General features: G+C 61.9%; 14 protein-coding genes and 1 tRNA gene. 6 read left to right on the top strand and 9 right to left on the bottom strand.

Annotated elements, in window-relative coordinates:
* Window positions 1-25: 25 nt before the first annotated feature.
* The 4 genes from carA to gloB all read right to left on the bottom strand — a co-directional run bounded on the left by carA (window position 26) and on the right by gloB (window position 5,696).
* Window positions 26-1,180, bottom strand: coding sequence for a glutamine-hydrolyzing carbamoyl-phosphate synthase small subunit (carA, locus tag GH665_RS05005; RefSeq protein ID WP_153134911.1), 1,155 nt, complete (start codon window positions 1,178-1,180; stop codon window positions 26-28).
* A gap of 429 nt (window positions 1,181-1,609) precedes the next feature.
* A complete protein-coding gene (locus GH665_RS05000) occupies window positions 1,610-2,851 on the bottom strand; it encodes an MFS transporter (RefSeq protein ID WP_153134910.1) in 1,242 nt (413 codons plus the stop codon).
* A 201-nt stretch (window positions 2,852-3,052) separates the two neighbouring features.
* Window positions 3,053-4,747 (bottom strand): transglycosylase SLT domain-containing protein, encoded by a 1,695-nt coding sequence (locus GH665_RS04995; protein WP_153134909.1) that lies wholly within the window; start codon window positions 4,745-4,747, stop codon window positions 3,053-3,055.
* Between the two features lie 157 nt (window positions 4,748-4,904).
* Window positions 4,905-5,696, bottom strand: coding sequence for a hydroxyacylglutathione hydrolase (gene gloB, locus GH665_RS04990; RefSeq protein WP_153134908.1), 792 nt, complete (start codon window positions 5,694-5,696; stop codon window positions 4,905-4,907).
* Between the two features lie 19 nt (window positions 5,697-5,715).
* Here gloB and GH665_RS04985 point away from each other — a divergent pair, with 19 nt between their 5' ends.
* The 5 genes from GH665_RS04985 to GH665_RS04965 all read left to right on the top strand — a co-directional run bounded on the left by GH665_RS04985 (window position 5,716) and on the right by GH665_RS04965 (window position 10,355).
* Window positions 5,716-6,576: a class I SAM-dependent methyltransferase gene (locus tag GH665_RS04985; RefSeq protein WP_153134907.1), complete on the top strand. Its 861-nt coding sequence runs from the start codon at window positions 5,716-5,718 to the stop codon at window positions 6,574-6,576.
* Window positions 6,573-7,019, top strand: a complete 447-nt coding sequence (gene rnhA, locus GH665_RS04980; protein WP_028199171.1) for a ribonuclease HI — start codon at window positions 6,573-6,575, stop codon at window positions 7,017-7,019. The genes GH665_RS04985 and rnhA overlap by 4 nt, the downstream gene beginning before the upstream one ends.
* Before the next feature lie 80 nt (window positions 7,020-7,099).
* Window positions 7,100-7,834 carry a DNA polymerase III subunit epsilon gene (gene dnaQ, locus GH665_RS04975; protein ID WP_153134906.1) on the top strand — a complete coding sequence of 245 codons (735 nt, stop codon included), beginning with the start codon at window positions 7,100-7,102 and terminating at the stop codon, window positions 7,832-7,834.
* Window positions 7,835-7,882: 48 nt separating this feature from the next.
* Window positions 7,883-7,957, top strand: a tRNA-Val gene (locus tag GH665_RS04970).
* A 520-nt stretch (window positions 7,958-8,477) separates the two neighbouring features.
* The gene (locus tag GH665_RS04965) at window positions 8,478-10,355 is read left to right on the top strand and encodes an ABC transporter ATP-binding protein (RefSeq protein ID WP_153134905.1); all 1,878 of its coding nucleotides are present in this window, start codon (window positions 8,478-8,480) and stop codon (window positions 10,353-10,355) included.
* 100 nt (window positions 10,356-10,455) lie between these two features.
* On the opposite strand, the gene GH665_RS04960 is transcribed toward GH665_RS04965, so the two are convergent.
* From GH665_RS04960 to GH665_RS04950, 3 genes are all read right to left on the bottom strand, one after another.
* On the bottom strand, window positions 10,456-10,920 hold the full coding sequence (locus GH665_RS04960) for a DUF2214 family protein (protein ID WP_153134904.1): 465 nt from the start codon (window positions 10,918-10,920) through the stop codon (window positions 10,456-10,458).
* A 158-nt stretch (window positions 10,921-11,078) separates the two neighbouring features.
* Window positions 11,079-11,924, bottom strand: coding sequence for a hypothetical protein (locus tag GH665_RS04955; RefSeq protein WP_153134903.1), 846 nt, complete (start codon window positions 11,922-11,924; stop codon window positions 11,079-11,081).
* A gap of 284 nt (window positions 11,925-12,208) precedes the next feature.
* On the bottom strand, window positions 12,209-13,273 hold the full coding sequence (locus GH665_RS04950) for a glycosyltransferase family 4 protein (RefSeq protein WP_153134902.1): 1,065 nt from the start codon (window positions 13,271-13,273) through the stop codon (window positions 12,209-12,211).
* 695 nt (window positions 13,274-13,968) lie between these two features.
* Between GH665_RS04950 and GH665_RS04945 the strand changes: the two genes are divergently transcribed.
* A complete protein-coding gene (locus GH665_RS04945) occupies window positions 13,969-15,804 on the top strand; it encodes an ABC transporter ATP-binding protein (RefSeq protein ID WP_153134901.1) in 1,836 nt (611 codons plus the stop codon).
* Between the two features lie 116 nt (window positions 15,805-15,920).
* Here the strand turns inward: GH665_RS04945 and otsA are convergent, their stop codons facing one another.
* Window positions 15,921-17,381 carry an alpha,alpha-trehalose-phosphate synthase (UDP-forming) gene (gene otsA / locus GH665_RS04940; RefSeq protein WP_153134900.1) on the bottom strand — a complete coding sequence of 487 codons (1,461 nt, stop codon included), beginning with the start codon at window positions 17,379-17,381 and terminating at the stop codon, window positions 15,921-15,923.
* A gap of 55 nt (window positions 17,382-17,436) precedes the next feature.
* Window positions 17,437-18,186, bottom strand: a complete 750-nt coding sequence (gene otsB / locus GH665_RS04935) for a trehalose-phosphatase (protein ID WP_153134899.1) — start codon at window positions 18,184-18,186, stop codon at window positions 17,437-17,439.
* Window positions 18,187-18,504 lie beyond the last annotated feature (318 nt).

The following is an 18,504-nucleotide window of genomic DNA, read 5'->3' as shown; positions in this document are numbered from 1 at the left end:
GCCGCCTGGGCGCTTCACAACCTGCTTATGCCGCTGCGGTCTTGCCGGCCTTCTGCGCGTCCATCAACGCGGTGAAGCGGTCGAACAGATACGCGATGTCGTGCGGACCCGGCGACGCTTCCGGGTGGCCCTGGAAGCAGAATGCCGGCTTGTCGGTCAGCGCGAAGCCTTGCAGCGTGCCGTCGAACAGCGAGATGTGTGTGACCTTGGCGTTGGCCGGCAGCGTGTCGGCGTCGACCGCGAAACCGTGGTTCTGCGACGTGATGACCACGCGGCCATCGCCCAGATCCTTCACCGGATGGTTCGCGCCGTGGTGGCCGGTCTTCATCTTCATGGTCTTTGCGCCGACAGCGAGGCCCATGATCTGGTGGCCAAGGCAGATACCAAAGGTCGGGATACCGCGTTCGATCAACTCCCTGGTGGCGGCAATCGCGTAATCGCACGGCTCCGGATCGCCAGGACCGTTCGACAGGAAGATGCCGTCCGGGTTGAGCGCCAGTGCGTCAGCCGCGGAGGCTTCTGCAGGCAGCACGGTGACGTGGCAGCCGCGCTCGGCCAGCATGCGCAGAATGTTGTACTTCACGCCGTAATCGAACGCGACGACACGGTACTTCGGCGCGTTCTGCTTGCCGTAACCGGTGCCCAGACGCCATTCGGTCTGGGTCCATTCGTAGGTTTCTTTGGTGGACACGACCTTCGCGAGGTCCATGCCCGACAAACCTGGGAACGAGCGTGCGAGTTCGATTGCCTTCGCCTCGTCATTCGAACCGGCCAGAATGGCGCCGTTCTGCGCACCCTTGTCGCGCAGCACGCGCGTCAGCATACGGGTGTCGAGACCGGCGATGGCGACCACGCCTTCGTCCTTCAGGTATTGCGGGAGCGTGCGCTCCATGCGGAAATTCGACGCGAGAACCGGCAGATCACGGATGATCAGGCCGGCGGCATGGACTTTCGTGGCTTCGACATCTTCGGCATTCACGCCGACGTTACCGATATGCGGATACGTGAGGGTCACGATCTGGCGCGCGTAGCTCGGGTCGGTCAGGATTTCCTGATAGCCGGTGATAGCGGTGTTGAACACGACTTCGCCGATCGTATGCCCGGGGGCACCGATCGAGTAACCACGAAAGACCGTGCCGTCGGCGAGTGCGAGCAAAGCGGGAGAAAATGACGGCAACACGGGAGACTCCTTGGGGAACACCCTGTTGCCGACCTGTCTATCCGACTGCGAGCCGCAGCGAAACGCATCGACAGGATGCGCGCGCAGACTCGCTCGCGTACTGCTGGTGACGTCGCAAGGAGCGCGATGGGTCCATTGTGTGGACGGATCGGCTGGGGTGCGGGGCGTCAAAAGCGCGCGGCGGATGAACGGTATGGGAGAGGTAGGCGCTAGGGTGCGGGTTGATAAGCTCAAACCTTGGAATTATAGCGCGAAACTACCCTTCCCTCCAAATCCGAGATGAGGCGTCAGCGTAGCCCGGTACCGCCCGAATCAGGCTCAAGCCTTGCCGTGTATGGCTCGGAAGCGATTTGGCACAATTTACACGGGGCTGAATCGGGATAGAGCCGGTGAATCTCATGCCCTTTCTGCGAGCCCCGCGCGGCAAGCTTAGACCTGCTGTCCGGCTTGCACATGCGCCGGCTGAGGCTGCGTCCGGCCCGGCAGTACGTACCAGATCGCACTCAATATCTGAAGCGCCACCAGAATACCCCAGGCGGTCAGATGCGCGGCCGCCGGATAATGGCCGCCACTGGCCGGCCAGCGCGACAGCACCGCTCCGACACCGATCTGGAAACCGAAAATCAGCAGAAAAATGATCAGCGTGAGGGTGGTATTCACCCGGCCGATCATCTGCGCCGGGAAATGGCGCGCCATGACCGCATAACTGAGAATTCCCGTCCCGCCGAAGATCCCGTACGCCGCCCACAGCAGGCTCGCCGGCAGCGGCGCGTTGAACATGATCAATAGCTGGGTAACGACGAACAGCGCCATACCGATGCCGCAAAACGCATACAGCGAGACCCCGCGCCGCTCGAGGCTGCGCGCCGCCGCGCCGAAGCCCACGCAGCCGGCCATCATTGCAAAGCCGAGAATCGACACCAGCGCGGCAGCCTCACGCGGCGCGAAGCCTTGCACGTCGCGCAACCAGGCGCCGACCCATAGCGATTGCATCGCGTAAAACACGCCTTGCGTAAGGACTGAAAATGAGCCGATTTTCCAGAATGCCGCGCTCTTCAGAATATGCAGCGTCCCTTTGAACTGGACACCGATACTCGCCTGATGGTGAGTTTCCCTGCTGTCCGGTGTGAGCGTCCATTGCGCCACCGCCACCAGTACCGTGAGCAGCCCCAGACCGATACAGACCGTGCGCCAACTGGCAAAACCCAACACCCACGTAAGCGGCGAACCGACCATCACCCCGCCGAAACCGCCGATCGCCATCACCAAACCGTTCATCAACGGCAACCGTGCCGACGCGAAATGCTGCGCCAACGCCTTGAACGCGGCGCCAAGACACACCGACACACCCACACCAATCAGCAGGCGCCCAACCATCATTATGCCAACGCTGTGCGCGGCGCCGAACACCCAGATTCCCAGCGCCGCAAACAGCAGGGTGACCGCCGTCACCCGACGCGCGCCGAAGTGGTCCAGCAACACGCCGGCCGGAATCTGTGCGCCCGCGAAGCCGAGGAAATACAGACTGGTCAGCAGACCGAGATCCGTGGCCGACAAGCCGAGATCGTGCGTGATGAAAGGGGCAAAGCCGAGATTGACGCCGCGAAATACATAAGAAACGAAGTAACCGGCGGAAAACAGGAGAAAAACGCGCAGCTGAGTCGACGACATAAGTTTTGAAATAAGCGGCCGGGTTTGGCCCAGGCCCGAAAGATAAACGAAACGCGCGAATTTCGCCTCGACTGGTCTGCAGAATGAAAAACGCCGTCACCACTGGTGACGGCGTCGGAATAACACGGTGCGTGATCGGAGCGCAATTCACGCGTTGCCCCCGCAACGCATATGGTCACTACCGTGATGGCCGCTTTTGGTCTACTTACCCTTCTTCGCGTTGGCCGCGGTCTTCGGGCGGCTATCTGCCGCGGCCTTCGACGCCTTGCTGGACGTGGAAGCCGACACCTTCGTCACCTTGCCCTTGCTGGCGCTAGACGTTGTCGGCTTGCTGACTTTACCCACCGGCTCAGACACCTTCACCACGGCGGTGCGGCCACGACCCTTCTTCTTATCGTAGCGCGATTCGCTTCTCGTGTCTGCGACGCGGGTGCCGATCTTCTCGACTCCGCCACCCTGCACGTCAGTCGCGATGCGCTCCGGACCTGGTTCGCTCGGCATGGCCTTACCAACCGGCACGTGCAGCACGATCACCTGACCACGCGAAACCTGATCGCGATGCGTGCGATTCCACGCCTTCAACTGACCGATCGAGACGCCGTAACGCACCGCGATGGCGGCCATCGATTGATTACGGCGCACGCGGATCAACATCTTGCGGGTGTCGGGAACGTCAGGCTCCATGGCCAGCACCGCGCTTTCGGCGACGTCGGCGCTGATGTCTTCGTCGTCGTCCGAACCACGCGGCACCACGATCGTCGAGCCCGGCTTCAGGCGCATACCGGCCGGAATCTTGTTCACTTCCATCAGCGTGTCAGCGTCGACACCGATCTTTTGCGCGATCGCCGCCGGCGCAGCACGCTCGGTGACCGTGTACGTGGTCCACGACGACAACGAACCGGAGTAGGCCTTCAGATTGCGCTCAAACGCGCTCGCGTTGTCGAACGGCAGCAGAATCTGCGGCTGGGTGGCGCCGAGAATCACCGGCTTTCTGAACGACGGGTTCAACGAGCGGAATTCGTCTGGAGAGAGATTCGCGAGCTTCGCCGCCATGTCCACGTCAATGTCGTGCGAGGTCGTGACCGTGACGAAATACGGGTGGTTCGGAATCGACGGCAGCGTGAGCCCGTACATCTGCGGGTTCATGACGATGTTCTTCACCGCCTGCAGCTTGGGCACATAGTTGCGCGTCTCGTTCGGCATGCGCAGGCTGAGGTAGTCGGTAGGCAGCCCTGCCGCTTCGTTGCGCGCGATCGCGCGCTGCACGTTGCCCTCACCCCAGTTGTAGGCAGCGAGCGCCAGTTGCCAGTCGCCGAACATGTCATGCAGACGCGACAGATAGTCGAGCGCGGCGCTGGTGGAGGCCAGCACGTCGCGGCGCTCGTCTTGCCACATATTCTGCTTGAGGTTGTAGGTGCGGCCCGTGCCCGGCATGAACTGCCACATGCCGGCGGCCTTCGCCACCGACAACGCCTGCGGGCTATACGCGGATTCGATGAACGGCAACAAGGCAAGCTCGGTTGGCATGTGACGCGCTTCGAGCTCTTCGACGATGTGGTACAGATACTTCTGCGAGCGCTCGGTCATGCGCTGCACGTAGTCCGGGCGCTGCGCATACCAGTTGACCTGCATGTCGACGAGGTCGGTTTGCAGATCCGGCATTTGAAAACCACGGCGAATACGACTCCAGAGATCGGCGTCCGGGCTCGTCAGTTGATCGACTGAACCCTGGTCGACATTGATCGTCTCTTTGGCAGTAGCTGTCTTGCGAAGGGCGTCAGCGACGGCTTGCTGACTGGCGGGATTAGTTGCGGTGGTAGGGCTATTCGTTGTCGGTCCTTGACTCGCGCAGGCGGCGAGTGTCAGGACCAATAACGCACTAAAGATAAATCGCATGAACGTCTCGGCTTCCACAAGGGCTGGAATTTGCAGCCGATAGTACGAAACGGCAACGTTTACGTCAATCGGAAAATGACGAAAAAAATCAAGGAAATCTAAGGCTTGGCGAATTTTTCCGATTCTTCGCGTGAGGAATACCCTGATGGCGGCCGGGTCAACGGAAGCGGTTTTTCCATTCGCGCATCAGCGTAAATGCCGTCAAACGATCGGGCACTTTTTCATGCAGCTGCTCTTGCAAGCTTGCTTGAATCGCCGGATTATCCGCGCGCAAAAATGGGTTCACGGCGCGTTCGTGGGCAATGGTGGTCGGCAGGGTCGGCACGTGACGCGCGCGCAATTCGCTCGCCTTGTCACGCCAGGCTTGCAGTTCGGCATTGCCCGGCTCGCAGGCGAGCGCAAAGCGGATGTTCGACAACGTGTACTCGTGCGCGCAATGCACTTCGGTCGAGCCAGGGAGTGCGGCCAGCGAATCCAGCGACGCCAGCATCTGCGTTGGCGTACCCTCGAACAAGCGGCCGCAGCCGCACGCGAACAGCGTATCGCCACAAAACACGTGCGGCGTGCCGCGCGGGTCGGTTGGCTGAAAATAGGCGATATGGCCGCTCGTGTGACCGGGCACGTCGAGTACGTCGAATTCGAGTGCGGGCGCAGCAATCGTCACATGATCGCCGTTTTCAAGACGGTGCGTGAGGTGCCGGATCGCTTCACCGGCGGGGCCGTAAACGGGCACGGCCTGGCCATTCAGCAGATCGGCGACCCCACCGACATGGTCTTGGTGATGGTGCGTGAGTAAAATAGCGCTCAGCCGCCAACCCCGTTTCGCGAGATATGCGCGCACGGGGGCGGCCTCACCCGGATCGACGACCACCGCATGATGCCCGTCGGAAACGACCCAGATGTAATTGTCTTCAAACGCCGGGACCGGTACGTACTCGAGCGCATTCATAGGCGACGCATTCTCTGATATGACTGACCGAGCGATTATAGACTGGCCTGCCTGGACCGATTCGCCACCCGGCCGCTACGTACTCGAGTGGGAACAAACCCAGCTCGATCGCGTGGTGTCCGACGTGTTCGGTTACCATGCGCTGCAACTCGGCCTGCCGCAGCTGGACGCCTTGCGCGAGAACCGCATGCCGTGCCGCGGACTCGTGCTCGACGCGGCAAGCGGCGCGAGTGCGCCCTACACGTTGCCGCGCGGCTTGGGGCGTGCCGGGAATGGCGCAGGGAATGGCTTGAGAAGCGGTGCCGCGCAGGATCTGCCCGCGGGATTGCCGGCGCCGCTCGGGCGCAGCACGGTCTGGTGCGATCTGCTCGACCTGCCGTTCGAAGCACAAAGCGTCGATCTGATCGTGATGCCGCACACGCTGGAATTCACGAGCGACCCGCACCGTCTGCTGCGCGAAGCCGAACGTGTGCTGATGCCCGAAGGCCAGTTGATCATTCTCGGCTTCAATTCGCTGTCGCTGTGGGGCGCGCGCCAATCGGTCGGCAAGATGACCGGCCGGCCGTTCGTGCCCGCGGCAGTCGATCTGATTGCCTTCACGCGCCTGAAAGACTGGATCAAGCTGCTGGGCTTCGACCTTGAACGCGGGCGCTTCGGCTGCTATCGTCCGCCGCTCGCCAGCGAACAGTGGCTGTCCCGCTATGGATTCATGGAGGCCGCAGGCGACCGCTGGTGGCCAATTTTCGGCGCCACTTACATGATCAAGGCGATCAAGCGCGTGCGCGGCATGCGCCTCGTCGGCCCGCTGAAAGTGAAGAAACCGGTCCTTGCCGCGGGCCTCGCGCCCGCCACCCCGAACACACGCAACCATACTCAATGACTTCCGACATCATCGATATTTATACCGACGGCGCCTGCAAGGGCAACCCCGGCCCCGGCGGCTGGGGCGCACTGCTGCGCTTTGGCGACCAGGAAAAAGAACTGTTCGGCGGTGAACCCAACACCACCAACAACCGCATGGAACTGATGGGGGTGATCGCTGCACTCGAGGCGCTCAAGCGTCCCTGCAAAGCCGTCGTGCATACCGACTCGCAGTATGTGCAGAAAGGCATCAGCGAATGGATTCACGGCTGGAAGAAAAAAGGCTGGATCACCGCTGCAAAGCAACCGGTGAAGAACGCCGATCTGTGGAAGCGGCTCGATGCGCTCGTTGCGCAGCACGAAATCGAATGGCGCTGGGTGCGCGGTCACAACGGCCATCCGGAAAACGAACGCGCGGATCAACTGGCTAATCGCGGCGTCGCGTCACTCGCACAAGTGTGATGTGCGCCGTCATGCCCGCGGCGACACCGACGCGCGCGCCCTTCTTCTTTTGCTGATTTTTTAGAGCAGGCTAATCCGACATGCGTCAACTCATCCTCGACACCGAAACCACCGGCCTGAATGCACGAACCGGCGACCGGATTCTTGAACTCGGTTGCGTCGAAATGGTGAACCGCCGGCTCACTGGCAACAACCTGCATTTCTACATCAACCCGGAACGCGACAGCGATCCGGGCGCATTGGCCGTTCACGGGTTGACCACCGAGTTCCTGAGCGATAAGCCGAAATTCGCCGAGATTGCCGATCAGATTCGCGACTTCATTCAGGACGCGGATCTGATCATTCATAACGCACCTTTCGACATCGGCTTTCTCGACGCCGAATTTGCGCTGCTGGGTTTGCCGCCGGTGAAAACCTGCTGCGGCGAGATCATCGATACATTGGCGCGCGCCAAGCAGATGTTCCCAGGCAAACGCAATTCGCTCGACGCGCTGTGCGACCGCTTCGGCATCAGCAACGCGCACCGCACGTTGCACGGCGCACTGCTCGACTCGGAACTGCTCGCTGAGGTGTATCTGGCGATGACCCGTGGCCAGGAAAGCCTCGTCATCGACATGCTCGGCGACTCGCACGGCGGCGGCGACTCGCACGCCCCGCGCATCGCAATCGATTCGCTGAATCTGCTGGTGATTGCCGCGAGCGACGAAGAAGTCGCCGAACATCAGGCGGTGCTCGACGGTCTCGACAAAGCGGTCAAAGGCACGAGCGTGTGGCGCCTTGATCCGTCGCCGGCCGCGGATGGGCAAACCGCTTAAAAAACACTAGACGAGCAGAAAAATCCCTGACATAATTCGGCTCTCTTCGGGTGGTTAGCTCAGCGGTAGAGCACTGCCTTCACACGGCAGGGGTCACAGGTTCAATCCCTGTACCACCCACCAGATTCGCTGGTTTCCGAAGAACCGCAAAAGAAAGCCCTCGAACTTGAGTCGAGGGCTTTTTTGTTTTTGCCTCGGCTTTGTATGCGCGCGGCAGATCAATCGCTCAGGTGTACGCACGTTAATACGCACCACGTACCCTCTCGCGCACAAGCGCCCGCTTCGTTTCGAAGTCAACACCGAACTTTCGTACGATTGCGGCCGCCAAATACTGCTGATATAGTCAGTTTTCGGGCACACGCCCCGTCTACTTTTTCCACCTCTTTCGACTACAGGGAGGCGTCACATGTTCGCAGTGCATATCGCCATCCCTGGGATGGCCTCACGGCCATTTTCGCGACCTTAACTCCGTCGCGTCGTCGCTCACGCGGTTCTGCCTGAACAGGCCGTCCGCGAAAATCCCAGACAGTCCGTCGTCCCATTGCCGGCGTCGTTATCGACATTTTCCGGCTCGCTCGACTGTCTCTTCCTTTCGCTTCTGACTGGAACCTCGGTCCGCTCACGCGTCACCGAGTCGTGGCAAATGACCATAAAAAAACTCGACCTTCGTGGACACGCCTTCAGGAATGTCCTCGGCTTTACCTTCCGTCACTGGGCCAAACAGCCTTGGCGCATTTGCGCGATTACCGCGCTGGTGCTGCTCTCGGCATTGGCCGACGTACTCACGCCGATGTTCGCCGGACGGCTCGTCGACGCAATCGCGTCCGGTTCTGCCGGCGACGCGCTCGCGTGGCGCGCGGCGATCACCGCCTTTTGCGTACTGAGCGCACTTGGGCTCGGCGCCGAACTGCTTCGCCAAGGGGTGTTCTTCAATCTCATCAGGCTGACGCTCAAGATGATGAGCGAAATCGCGTCGAACGCATTTCATCGCGTGCAGCGCTTTTCGACCGACTGGCACGCCAACAGCTTCGCCGGATCCACGGTGCGCAAGATCACGCGCGGCATGTGGGCGCTCGATCTGCTCAACGACACGCTGCTGGTCGCGCTGTTGCCCTCGGTAGTCATGCTGGTCGGCTCAACGGTGCTGCTCGGCTGGCGCTGGCCGATGATGGGCGCGGTCGTGGGTGTCGGGTCCGTGCTGTATATCGCGGTCACCGTGATCGTGTCGCTCGGATTCGTCGCGCCCGCCGCGCGCCTCGCTAACGCATGGGACACCCGTATGGGCGGCGCCCTCGCCGACGCAGTCAGTTGCAACGGCGTGGTGAAAGCGTTCGGCGCCGAAGAGCGCGAAGAAGCCCTGCTCGACCGCGTGATCGTCAAGTGGCGTCACCGCACGCGCCGTACATGGATTCGCGGCACGATCAACGGCGGCTTGCAAGGCGGCATGCTGGTGGCGATCCAGGCCGCCATTCTCGGCGCCGCGCTGCTGTTGTGGATGCGCGGCGAAGCGAGTGTCGGCGACATCACGTTCGCGTTGACGATGTTCTTCATGCTGCAAGGCTATCTGCGCGACGTGGGCATGCACATCCGTAACCTGCAGCGCTCGATCAACGACATGGAAGAACTGGTGTCGCTGGAGAGTCAGCCGCTGGGCATCGAAGATCGGCCCGGCGCGGGTCCGATCGCGATCGGCAAAGGCGAAATTCGCTTCGAGCACGTCACTTTCCACTACGGTGCGAAAGCCACGCCGCTCTATGAGAATTTCTCCGTGCGCATCGCGCCGGGAGAGCGCGTCGGGCTGGTCGGGCACTCGGGCTCCGGGAAGACGACCTTCATCAAGCTGATCCAGCGGCTGTACGACATTTCGGAAGGCCGGATCACGATCGATGGCCAGGACATTGCCCGTGTGCGGCAGGCGTCGTTGCGCAGCCAGATCGCGATCGTTCAGCAGGAGCCGGTACTGTTTCACCGCTCGCTGGCGGAGAACATCGCCTATGCACGACCCGGTGCGAGCCGCGCCGAGATCGAACGCGCCGCGAGGCTCGCGAGCGCGCACGACTTTATCGCGACGCTGCCTCAAGGTTACGACACGCTGGTGGGTGAACGCGGTATCAAGCTCTCCGGCGGCGAACGTCAGCGCGTGGCAATCGCACGGGCGTTTCTTGCGGACGCGCCGATCCTGATTCTGGACGAAGCGACCTCGAGTCTCGACAGCGAAAGCGAAGTGCTGATCCAGCAAGCCATGGAGCGGCTGATGACGGGCCGCACCACGCTGGTGGTGGCGCACCGTCTTTCCACGGTGCGTGCGCTGGACAGGTTGCTGGTGCTGGACAAGGGCAAGGTGATCGAGGAAGGCAGCCACGATGCCTTGATCAGACTCGAGAACGGCCTTTACAGGCGGCTGTTCGAACGTCAGGCGCTGGAATTGATCAAAGGTCTGGGCGATTCGGAGGTCACGCGCAAGACCGATAACGCAAAGGCGAATCTGCCGGATGATTCGAGCTTGCTAGTCGAGCAGTAAATTGCCGGGAAGTATGCGGAGCGTCATGCGGAAGCCGCCGGTTGTTACCGGCGTTTTCCGCTGGCGTGACGCACGCCTTCACAAACACCTCAACGCGCGACTAAACCACGCCTGTGGGCAGCCCGATACCGCGCGCCATGCCGCTAGCCGCGAACACCATCAACACGAGCAGCACGGTCTGGATCACGCTGAAACGCGCATACGTACGCGCTTTCTTTAAATCGGGCGGGGTGCCGTTTCTGATCGCGGCACGCCACCGTATCAAGCCGAGCATCGTCGGGACTTCGAGAATCAGGATCAGCACGAGCAGCGTCATCTTGACGTGAAAGAGCGGCTCATGAAGGTAATAGTCGGCGCCCTTTTCAAAACCACCGAAGGCGCGCATCAGACCGGTGACGACCAACACCAATGCAGAAAGACCCCACCGGGCATCGGAGCGAAATACGGAGCGCAAAGCAGCGGGCACGCTGGCTCGTCGCAATGACCAGGTGCGCCGGAGAATCGACGCGAGGGCAAAACCATAAGCGAGCAGATGAATGGCGGCAAGCAACCAGCGAACCAGCATGGCGACTCCTGGAAACGACGCAATACGATCGATGTATGTCTCACCCACCTCTGAAACGCCGGGCTGCATGCGGGTGACACGTCTTATTGTCAGCTACCCCGTACTTTACGACGCCTGCTTCGACCGTGGGGCGTGGCCTACGGTACAAAGCGACAGATTCAGACTTGCCGCAACGAGGTGTCGAGCGCACGCGCGGCGACCCGGTCGCCCTCGGTCGTCAACGCGGTGCGGAACACGGTTTGCCGATTGTGGCCCGCCGCAGCCGGCGAATCCCACAGCAATTCGATTTTTGGACGCCGGCCGAAGGTACCGCGGGCCAGCGCAGGCGCGCCGGCCTGCGCCACGGGGCCGGACGGTTCACCGGCGACACCAAACGCCACGACAGGAGTGGGTGTCGGCGGTGTGCTCGCGCCGGGCGCCGCCGCCCATCGCACGGATAATTCACGCGCGTCGTACTGACCCACCTTGCGACGCTCGGCCCAAACGACCACCGTGCGCGTAGCCGGATCGAGCGCGACCGCATAGCGGCCTATCGCAAAGCGACGCGCGGCGATATTGGTTCGCCATAGCGCACGTGGCCGGCAAATCCACATCACCGCCGCGTACAACGCCGGCGCTGCTACCAGCCAGCCATTGGTGGCCGCCACCGCCTGCACCGCACGACGCCAACCCGCGCTCGTGGCAAACGCGCCGACCGACCAGGCCGCAAACAGGAATCCAAGGAAAGCAAACACACGCAGCGCCTGCCGCAGCCATTGCGGCAGCGGATGGAGCGGACGCTCGGCCACGGCGCGCGCGCCCGGCAGGAAGATCAGCAGGAACAGGAAGACGAGGTTGATGCACGCCCAGGGCGAGGACACCATTGCCGACAGCGACGCACCCAGGTCCATCTGCGCCATCGAAAACAGCCAGCGAGCAAGGAGCACGAGACCGATGGCGCGCAGCGCGAAAATCATTCCGGCGCCGGGCGCCGCGTTCGCACGCGTCTCTTTCGTTCTCGCCAAGGCATCCTCCTGTCGTCGGCGGCGCCGCAGCCAAATTTGCGGCACGGCCATTATAGGGATATTACGGAGACTGGCTCATTCTTGCCGGTCTCAAACCCGCACTTTCTAGCGCACACGGGCAAAAACGCGGCGCATATGCAACAACGCCCCGCGGGCAAGGTGCACGTGGGGCGTTGCGGGGCCAAAGCCGGACCGGTAAATCGCCGGGGGCGCCTAGCCGGGGGCACCTGGCTGAAACCTCTCCGGCAAGCCGGCCTGACTGCGTTTACTACAATTACCGCGCGTTAGCTGGCGTTGACTTCGCGCAGCACCGTGCGATGCTTCTGACGCAGCAACTCTTCGTACGCGGCGACGTAGTTCTGCGCCATCACTTTCGACGAGAAGCGCGCTTCGAATGCGGCACGCACCTTGGCGCGCGGCAGCGTGTGCAGACGCTTCAATGCGGCGACCGCGCTGATTTCGTCTTCGACGACGAAACCCGACACGCCGTTTTCGATCACTTCCGGCACCGAACCACGATTGAACGCGATCACCGGCGTGCCGCAAGCCATTGCTTCGATCATCACCAGACCGAAGGGCTCCGGCCAGTCGATCGGGAACACCAGTGCATGCGCGTTGCCGAGGAACTCACGCTTTTCGGCTTCGCCGATTTCGCCGATGTATTCGACGTGCGGGAGCGCCATCAGCGGCTTGATCACTTCTTCGTAATAGGCACGGTCGGCCTTGTCGATCTTGGCGGCGACCTTGAGCTTCATGCCTGCCTGGCCGGCGATTCGGATCGCACGGTCGAGACCCTTCTCCGGCGAGACGCGGCCAAGGAATGCGAGGTAGCCGGGCTCGACGTCCTTGATCGGCGTGAGCACGTTTTCCGGCAGACCGTGATAAACGGTTTGCAGCCAGTTCGCCTGTTGCAGCGGGATGCGCTGGTTGTCCGAAATCGACACCACCGGCACGTCGCTGAACGTGTTGAAAATCGGCTGCAGTTCCGGCAGGTCGAGACGGCCATGCAGCGTGGTCAGGAACGGCACCGGCTGGCGGGCGAACAGCGAGAACGGGTAGTAATCGATGTGAAAATGCAGCACGTCGAATTCGTCCGCACGGCGGCGCACTTCTTCGAGCAGCAGCATGTGCGGCGCCATTACGTCGCGGATGGTCGGGTCGAGGCGCAGCGCCTGCGGCCAGAAAGCTTCGAGTTTCGCCGAGGTTTGCGAATCGCCGCTTGCGAAAAGCGTGACGTCATGGCCCTGTTCAACCAGCGCTTCGGTCAGGTAGGACACTACGCGTTCCGTACCGCCGTAAAGCTTGGGAGGAACCGCCTCGTGCAAGGGAGCGATTTGAGCGATTCGCATAATGAAGAACTCCTCGTAAAAAATCAGGCAAAAGTGCTGCGTTTGGTAAAAGCGACTCGCTTGCTCGCCAGGGCAGTCTGGCCGGATATGCCGGCGCGGGCCTGATTCTTTCGAGAAATCCTGCGATGGATCGCTTGGGTAATGAGCCCAGATCAACAGTTCGCTGTCTGCGCATGTGCCGGTAAACAACGCATACAGGGCACCTACGTTGACAAACTGTCAGAAATTTCGGTGGGCCAACAGAGCATGCATTATCGGTGCCGGCCGCCTCGCTGCACCACAACATTTCAAAGTCTTTACGTTGTTACAAAGGCGAAACACTTTACAAACCCTTGTTTTATAAGACAGTTCTACAGTAGCAACTGGCTTGCGACGCTGACCCGACGGTGGCGGCGCTAAGCGCCTATGTCAACTTTGCCGGTAGACATTGAAGAAATGCCGCACCGCAGTTGAATGCAATTTGTAATTATATCTCGAAATTTTCCGCAGCCTGTGTGAACCGCCGCTCCATTGGCGGGTCGAGCAATAATAGGTCGCGGTCGTCTATCGCGAAATCAGTCGCGCCATCGCCCGGATACACAGGGCGCAATCGCTTTTGCATGTTTACAATGCGAAGCATCGGCTTCGCGGCGAACGCTTTGGCTGTGGCCCGTGCCTTGCATGAACAACCTGAAACACACCGACCTCACAATCAATTGGAACACTTAACCATCGCCCAGCGTAATGCCCAGAACGCAAAGCTCGCGAGCTATGCGCATAGGCCGCTTGCGTTTCTTTTCCGCTTTATTCGCCGCCATCCGCTCGCGCACGCGATCGTCCTGTGCAGCGTGTTTGCGGCCGTGGGCTGTGCGCTCGCTTCGCAATACGCAATCAAGCATCTGATCGACGTGCTCGGCGAAGGCCGCCATCACCCCGGTCCGCTGTGGGGCGCGTTTGCCATCCTAGTCGGCCTGATTGCCGCCGACAACCTGCTGTGGCGGGTCGGTGGCTGGGTTGCCGCGCACACCTTCGTGGCCGTGACCGGCGACTTGCGGCGCGACCTGTTCCAGTACCTGAGCGGCCACTCGCCGACTTACTACTCGGAAAAGCAGCCCGGTATGCTGGCGAGCCGCATCACGGCAACGTCGAACGCGGTCTACACCGCCGAAAACACCACCGCCTGGAACGTGTTGCCCCCGTGTATCGCGGTGCTCGGCGCGATCGTCATGATCATCGCGGTGAATCCGCTGATGGCGGGCGGCCTGATGCTGTGCTCGGCCATCCTGTCGGTCGTGCTTTACAAGCTGGCCGGGCGTGGCTCGGCGCGGCATCATCATTTCGCCACCAAAGCAGCGTCAGTGGACGGTGAGTTGGTCGACGTAATCAGCAACATGGGCCTGGTGCGCGCCTTCGGCATGACGTTTCGCGAGCAGCAGCGTTTCGGTGCGACCGTCAAGGCGGAAATGGAAGCCCGCCAGCAGAGCCTGCTTTATCTGGAAAAGTTGCGCCTGCTGCATGCGGTGATCACCGCCCTGCTATCTGCAGGTTTGCTGGGCTGGGCGCTGTGGCTGTGGGATCAAGGCAAGGCAACCTCCGGCGACATCGTGCTGGTCAGCTCGCTCGGTTTCACGATCCTGCACGGCACGCGCGACCTGGCCGTGGCGCTGGTCGACGTCACCCAGCACGTCGCGCGGCTCGCGGAGGCTGTTCGCACCCTGCTCGAGCCACACGGCATGCCGGACCGCGACGGCGCTACCGAACTCGTGCCGCAAGGCGGCCGGGTCGATTTCGAAAGCGTGACGTTTGCCTACCCGCGCCGCCGGCCGATTCTCGATCACTTCGACCTGCATATCGAGCCGGGCCAGCGAGTTGGCCTGATCGGCAAGTCGGGCGCGGGCAAATCCACCGTGCTGGCGCTGCTACAACGCTTCTACGAGACGCAGGGCGGCGCCATCAAGATCGACGGCCAGGACATCGCCACCATCACCCAGGACAGCCTGCGCCATGCAATCGCGCTGGTACCGCAGGATATCTCGCTGTTCCACCGCACGGTGTACGAAAACATCGCTTACGGCCGCCCTGAAGCGAGCCGGGATGAAGTGATCGCCGCCGCGCGTGAAGCCCGTTGCAGCGATTTCATCGACGCCATGCCGGAGGGATTCGACACGATCGTCGGCGACCGCGGCGTCAAACTGTCTGGCGGACAACGCCAGCGCATCGCGATTGCGCGCGCGATTCTGAAGAACGCGCCGATCCTTCTGCTCGACGAAGCCACCTCGGCGCTCGATAGTGCGTCGGAAGAAGCGATCCAGAAGGCGCTCGACCGGCTGATGGTGGGCCGCACGGTGATCGCGATCGCGCACCGGCTGTCGACGCTGAACAACTTCGACCGGATCATCGTGATGAGCCAGGGCAAGGTAATCGACGACGGCAGTCCGGAAGAGTTGCGCCTGCGACCTGGCCTGTATCGCGATCTGCTCTCGAAGCAGTACGGCAAGGGCGCGACACTGCATGTCGGCGGCAAGAAGGTGGACGAGCAGCACGTGGTCTGAACAACGCACGGCCCGCTCCTTCACCAGGCCGGTAACCAGCAAAAAAGCCGCTCGAAAGCGGCTTTTTTGTTTCTCCCTGCGAATGGACATCCGGCCTGATCCGGACTGATCGCCACCTATCCGACGCTGATCTCACGCACAGCCCGCTTACCCGACCCGGCCCGCACCTTCACGGTTCGCGGGCTCTTCGCACCCTGCGCCCTCTGAAGATCGCGCATGAAGTTATCGCGCCACACCGACACGTTGTTCTCGCGCAGCTGCGCCATCATGTCGCGATGACGCGCCTGGCGCTCCGCAAGCGGCATCGCCAGCGCGCTCGCGAGCGCTTCGGCCATGCCGTCGATATCGACCGGATTCACGATCAACGCGCCGCCCAGCTCCTGCGCCGCGCCGGCAAAACGTGACAGCACGAGCACGCCGGGATTCTCCGGGTCCTGCGCCGACACATATTCCTTCGCAACGAGATTCATGCCGTCGCGCAGCGGCGTGACGTAGCCGACATGCGCCGTACGAAACAGCGCGGCCAGCACCGAGCGCTCGTACTGCTTATGAATGTACAGGATCGGCGTCCAGTCGAGTTCGGCAAAGCGGCCATTGATGCGCCCTGACTCCCCTTCGAGCTGCAGACGAATGTCCTGATACGCGTGCATGTCGGCACGCGTGGGCGGTGCAATTTGCAGGAACGACACCTTGTTGCGTTGTGCCGTGGAATGTTCGAGCAGACGCTCGAACGCACGGAAACGCTCGACCAAGCCCTTCGAATAATCCAGCCGGTCCACGCTCATGATCAGCTTGCGGGAATGCAGCGTGGCCTTCATCGTGCGCACCGGCTTGCCCCGCTCACCCGCTTTCGCCAGCTCGGCGATTTCGTCCGGATAGACGCCGATCGGGTAAGCCGCCGCACGCAGAGTCCGGCCAAACGCATGGACAGTCAGCGGACCGCTGGCCGACACGTCGACCGTGCCGTTCGCCTCGTTGACGATGTAGTCGCAGAACGCCCGCAAATCAGGCGCGGTCTGGAAACCGAGCAGATCGAACGAACAGAGCGCTTCAACCAGCTCGCGATGAGGCGGCACCGCCAGCAACACCTGCGAGGCCGGAAACGGGATATGCAGAAAGAAACCGATCCGATTTTTCACGCCGGCCGCACGCAACGCCTGGGCGAATGGAATCAGGTGATAGTCGTGGACCCAGATCACGTCGTCTTCACGCAATAGCGGCACGAGCTGCTGCGCGAGCCACGCATTGACGCGGCAATAACCGCCGAAGTCGTGCCGATCGTATTGCAGCAGATCGGCGCGATAGTGGAACGCCGGCCACAGCGTGGCGTTCGAGAAGCCGCGGTAGTACTGGTCGTAGTCGCGGCGCATCAACGCGATGGTCGCGAAGGTCACCGGCCCGCGCTCTTCCACCTTGATCTGCGGCTGGCCGGAGCTGAGCACGTCGCCGCTCCAGCCAAACCACATGCCGCCGGTTTCCTTCAATGCGTCGTAGACGCCGACTGCGAGGCCGCCCGCCGCCGGGCCACCCTCCGAGATCGGTGCGACCCGGTTCGATACGATGATCAGTCGGCTCATGAAGCGCGATTCCCGATGCAGTAAGTCATAGTCGTTGGGCGATACGGTGTCACCATCACGCTCCGCGCGCGGCCGCGACAATCGATTCCAGCCAGTCGAGCAGCGCCGTGACCGACCCGGCGCGTGTATGCGCCATCGTGTCGCCCGCGCCCACCTTGATCGATAGCCCACCGCGCTCGTTGACGACGGCAAAGCCTTTCTCGTCGGTCAGGTCGTCTCCGGCAAACACGGGGGTGCGGCCGACGAACGGCGGTTCATCCAGGAACGCGCGCATTGCGCGGCCCTTGTCGACATCCTTCGGCTTGATTTCGTAGACCATCTTGCCCGGCTGCAACACATACGAGCCGGGATAATCGGCCACCAGCCGCTCAGTCGCCTCGCGTGCCACCGGCTCGCGGTCGGGTGCGTTACGGTAATGCAGCGCCAGCGCCGCGCCTTTGATCTCGAGCAGCATGCCGGGGTGCTCGTTGACGACTTGCGCGAGCACCTGCTCCATGCGCAGGAGCCGTTCGTCGTGAAAACCAATGCGCTGCGTGTCGCCGTTCGCGTCGCGCCGCTCGGCGCCATGCAAACCGGCAATCGGCAGATCGGGCATGCCGAGAAAACTGTCGATGCTGTCAATGCCGCGGCCCGACACGATCGCGACGGCGCCATTCGTGAGATTGCGCAATTCGGTCAGCAAGCCGATCACGCGCGGTTGCACCAGCACGCCGTCCGGCGTGGGCGCGAGTTCGACAAGCGTGCCGTCGAAGTCGAAGAAAAATGCAGTCTCACCTGGAGACAGGACAGCCGGAAGTGCTTGCATCGGTTAAGTTTGCCTTTCGGCCTTCTGCGGCCGGAAAAGTGTGCGCATCTTACCGCGCATCCGTCAATTTTTCGAGAAAGTAAGCTGGGACCTAAGCGCGGCCGGGCGATACGGCCAATGCCGCTCACGATTGCGTTCAAAAAGAGAACAATCCGGCTTCAACCAGCTTTCATCCGCCTGCGTCAAATTGCCTCGCAAAGCGCGCGCCTGCGGGCGCTGCGCGACGTCGTCGGAGATTTTGCGATACAGTCGCAGCCACGCAGACCATTGCAGTGACGACCATATTTGCACACTATGACGGGCCGCGCGCTTTGCACG

It is taken from the genome of Paraburkholderia agricolaris, assembly GCF_009455635.1.
GTDB lineage: Bacteria > Pseudomonadota > Gammaproteobacteria > Burkholderiales > Burkholderiaceae > Paraburkholderia > Paraburkholderia agricolaris.
This window is presented reverse-complemented; position numbering and strand designations above follow the sequence as displayed.

Coding starts and splice junctions, on each gene's coding strand:
- GH665_RS05000 (WP_153134910.1), bottom strand. CDS start 2,851: ATGTCGTCGACTCAGCTGCGCGTTTTTCTCCTGTTTTCCGCCGGTTAC.
- GH665_RS04995 (WP_153134909.1), bottom strand. CDS start 4,747: ATGCGATTTATCTTTAGTGCGTTATTGGTCCTGACACTCGCCGCCTGC.
- gloB (WP_153134908.1), bottom strand. CDS start 5,696: ATGAATGCGCTCGAGTACGTACCGGTCCCGGCGTTTGAAGACAATTAC.
- GH665_RS04985 (WP_153134907.1), top strand. CDS start 5,716: ATGACTGACCGAGCGATTATAGACTGGCCTGCCTGGACCGATTCGCCA.
- rnhA (WP_028199171.1), top strand. CDS start 6,573: ATGACTTCCGACATCATCGATATTTATACCGACGGCGCCTGCAAGGGC.
- dnaQ (WP_153134906.1), top strand. CDS start 7,100: ATGCGTCAACTCATCCTCGACACCGAAACCACCGGCCTGAATGCACGA.
- GH665_RS04965 (WP_153134905.1), top strand. CDS start 8,478: ATGACCATAAAAAAACTCGACCTTCGTGGACACGCCTTCAGGAATGTC.
- GH665_RS04960 (WP_153134904.1), bottom strand. CDS start 10,920: ATGCTGGTTCGCTGGTTGCTTGCCGCCATTCATCTGCTCGCTTATGGT.
- GH665_RS04950 (WP_153134902.1), bottom strand. CDS start 13,273: ATGCGAATCGCTCAAATCGCTCCCTTGCACGAGGCGGTTCCTCCCAAG.
- otsA (WP_153134900.1), bottom strand. CDS start 17,381: ATGAGCCGACTGATCATCGTATCGAACCGGGTCGCACCGATCTCGGAG.
- otsB (WP_153134899.1), bottom strand. CDS start 18,186: ATGCAAGCACTTCCGGCTGTCCTGTCTCCAGGTGAGACTGCATTTTTC.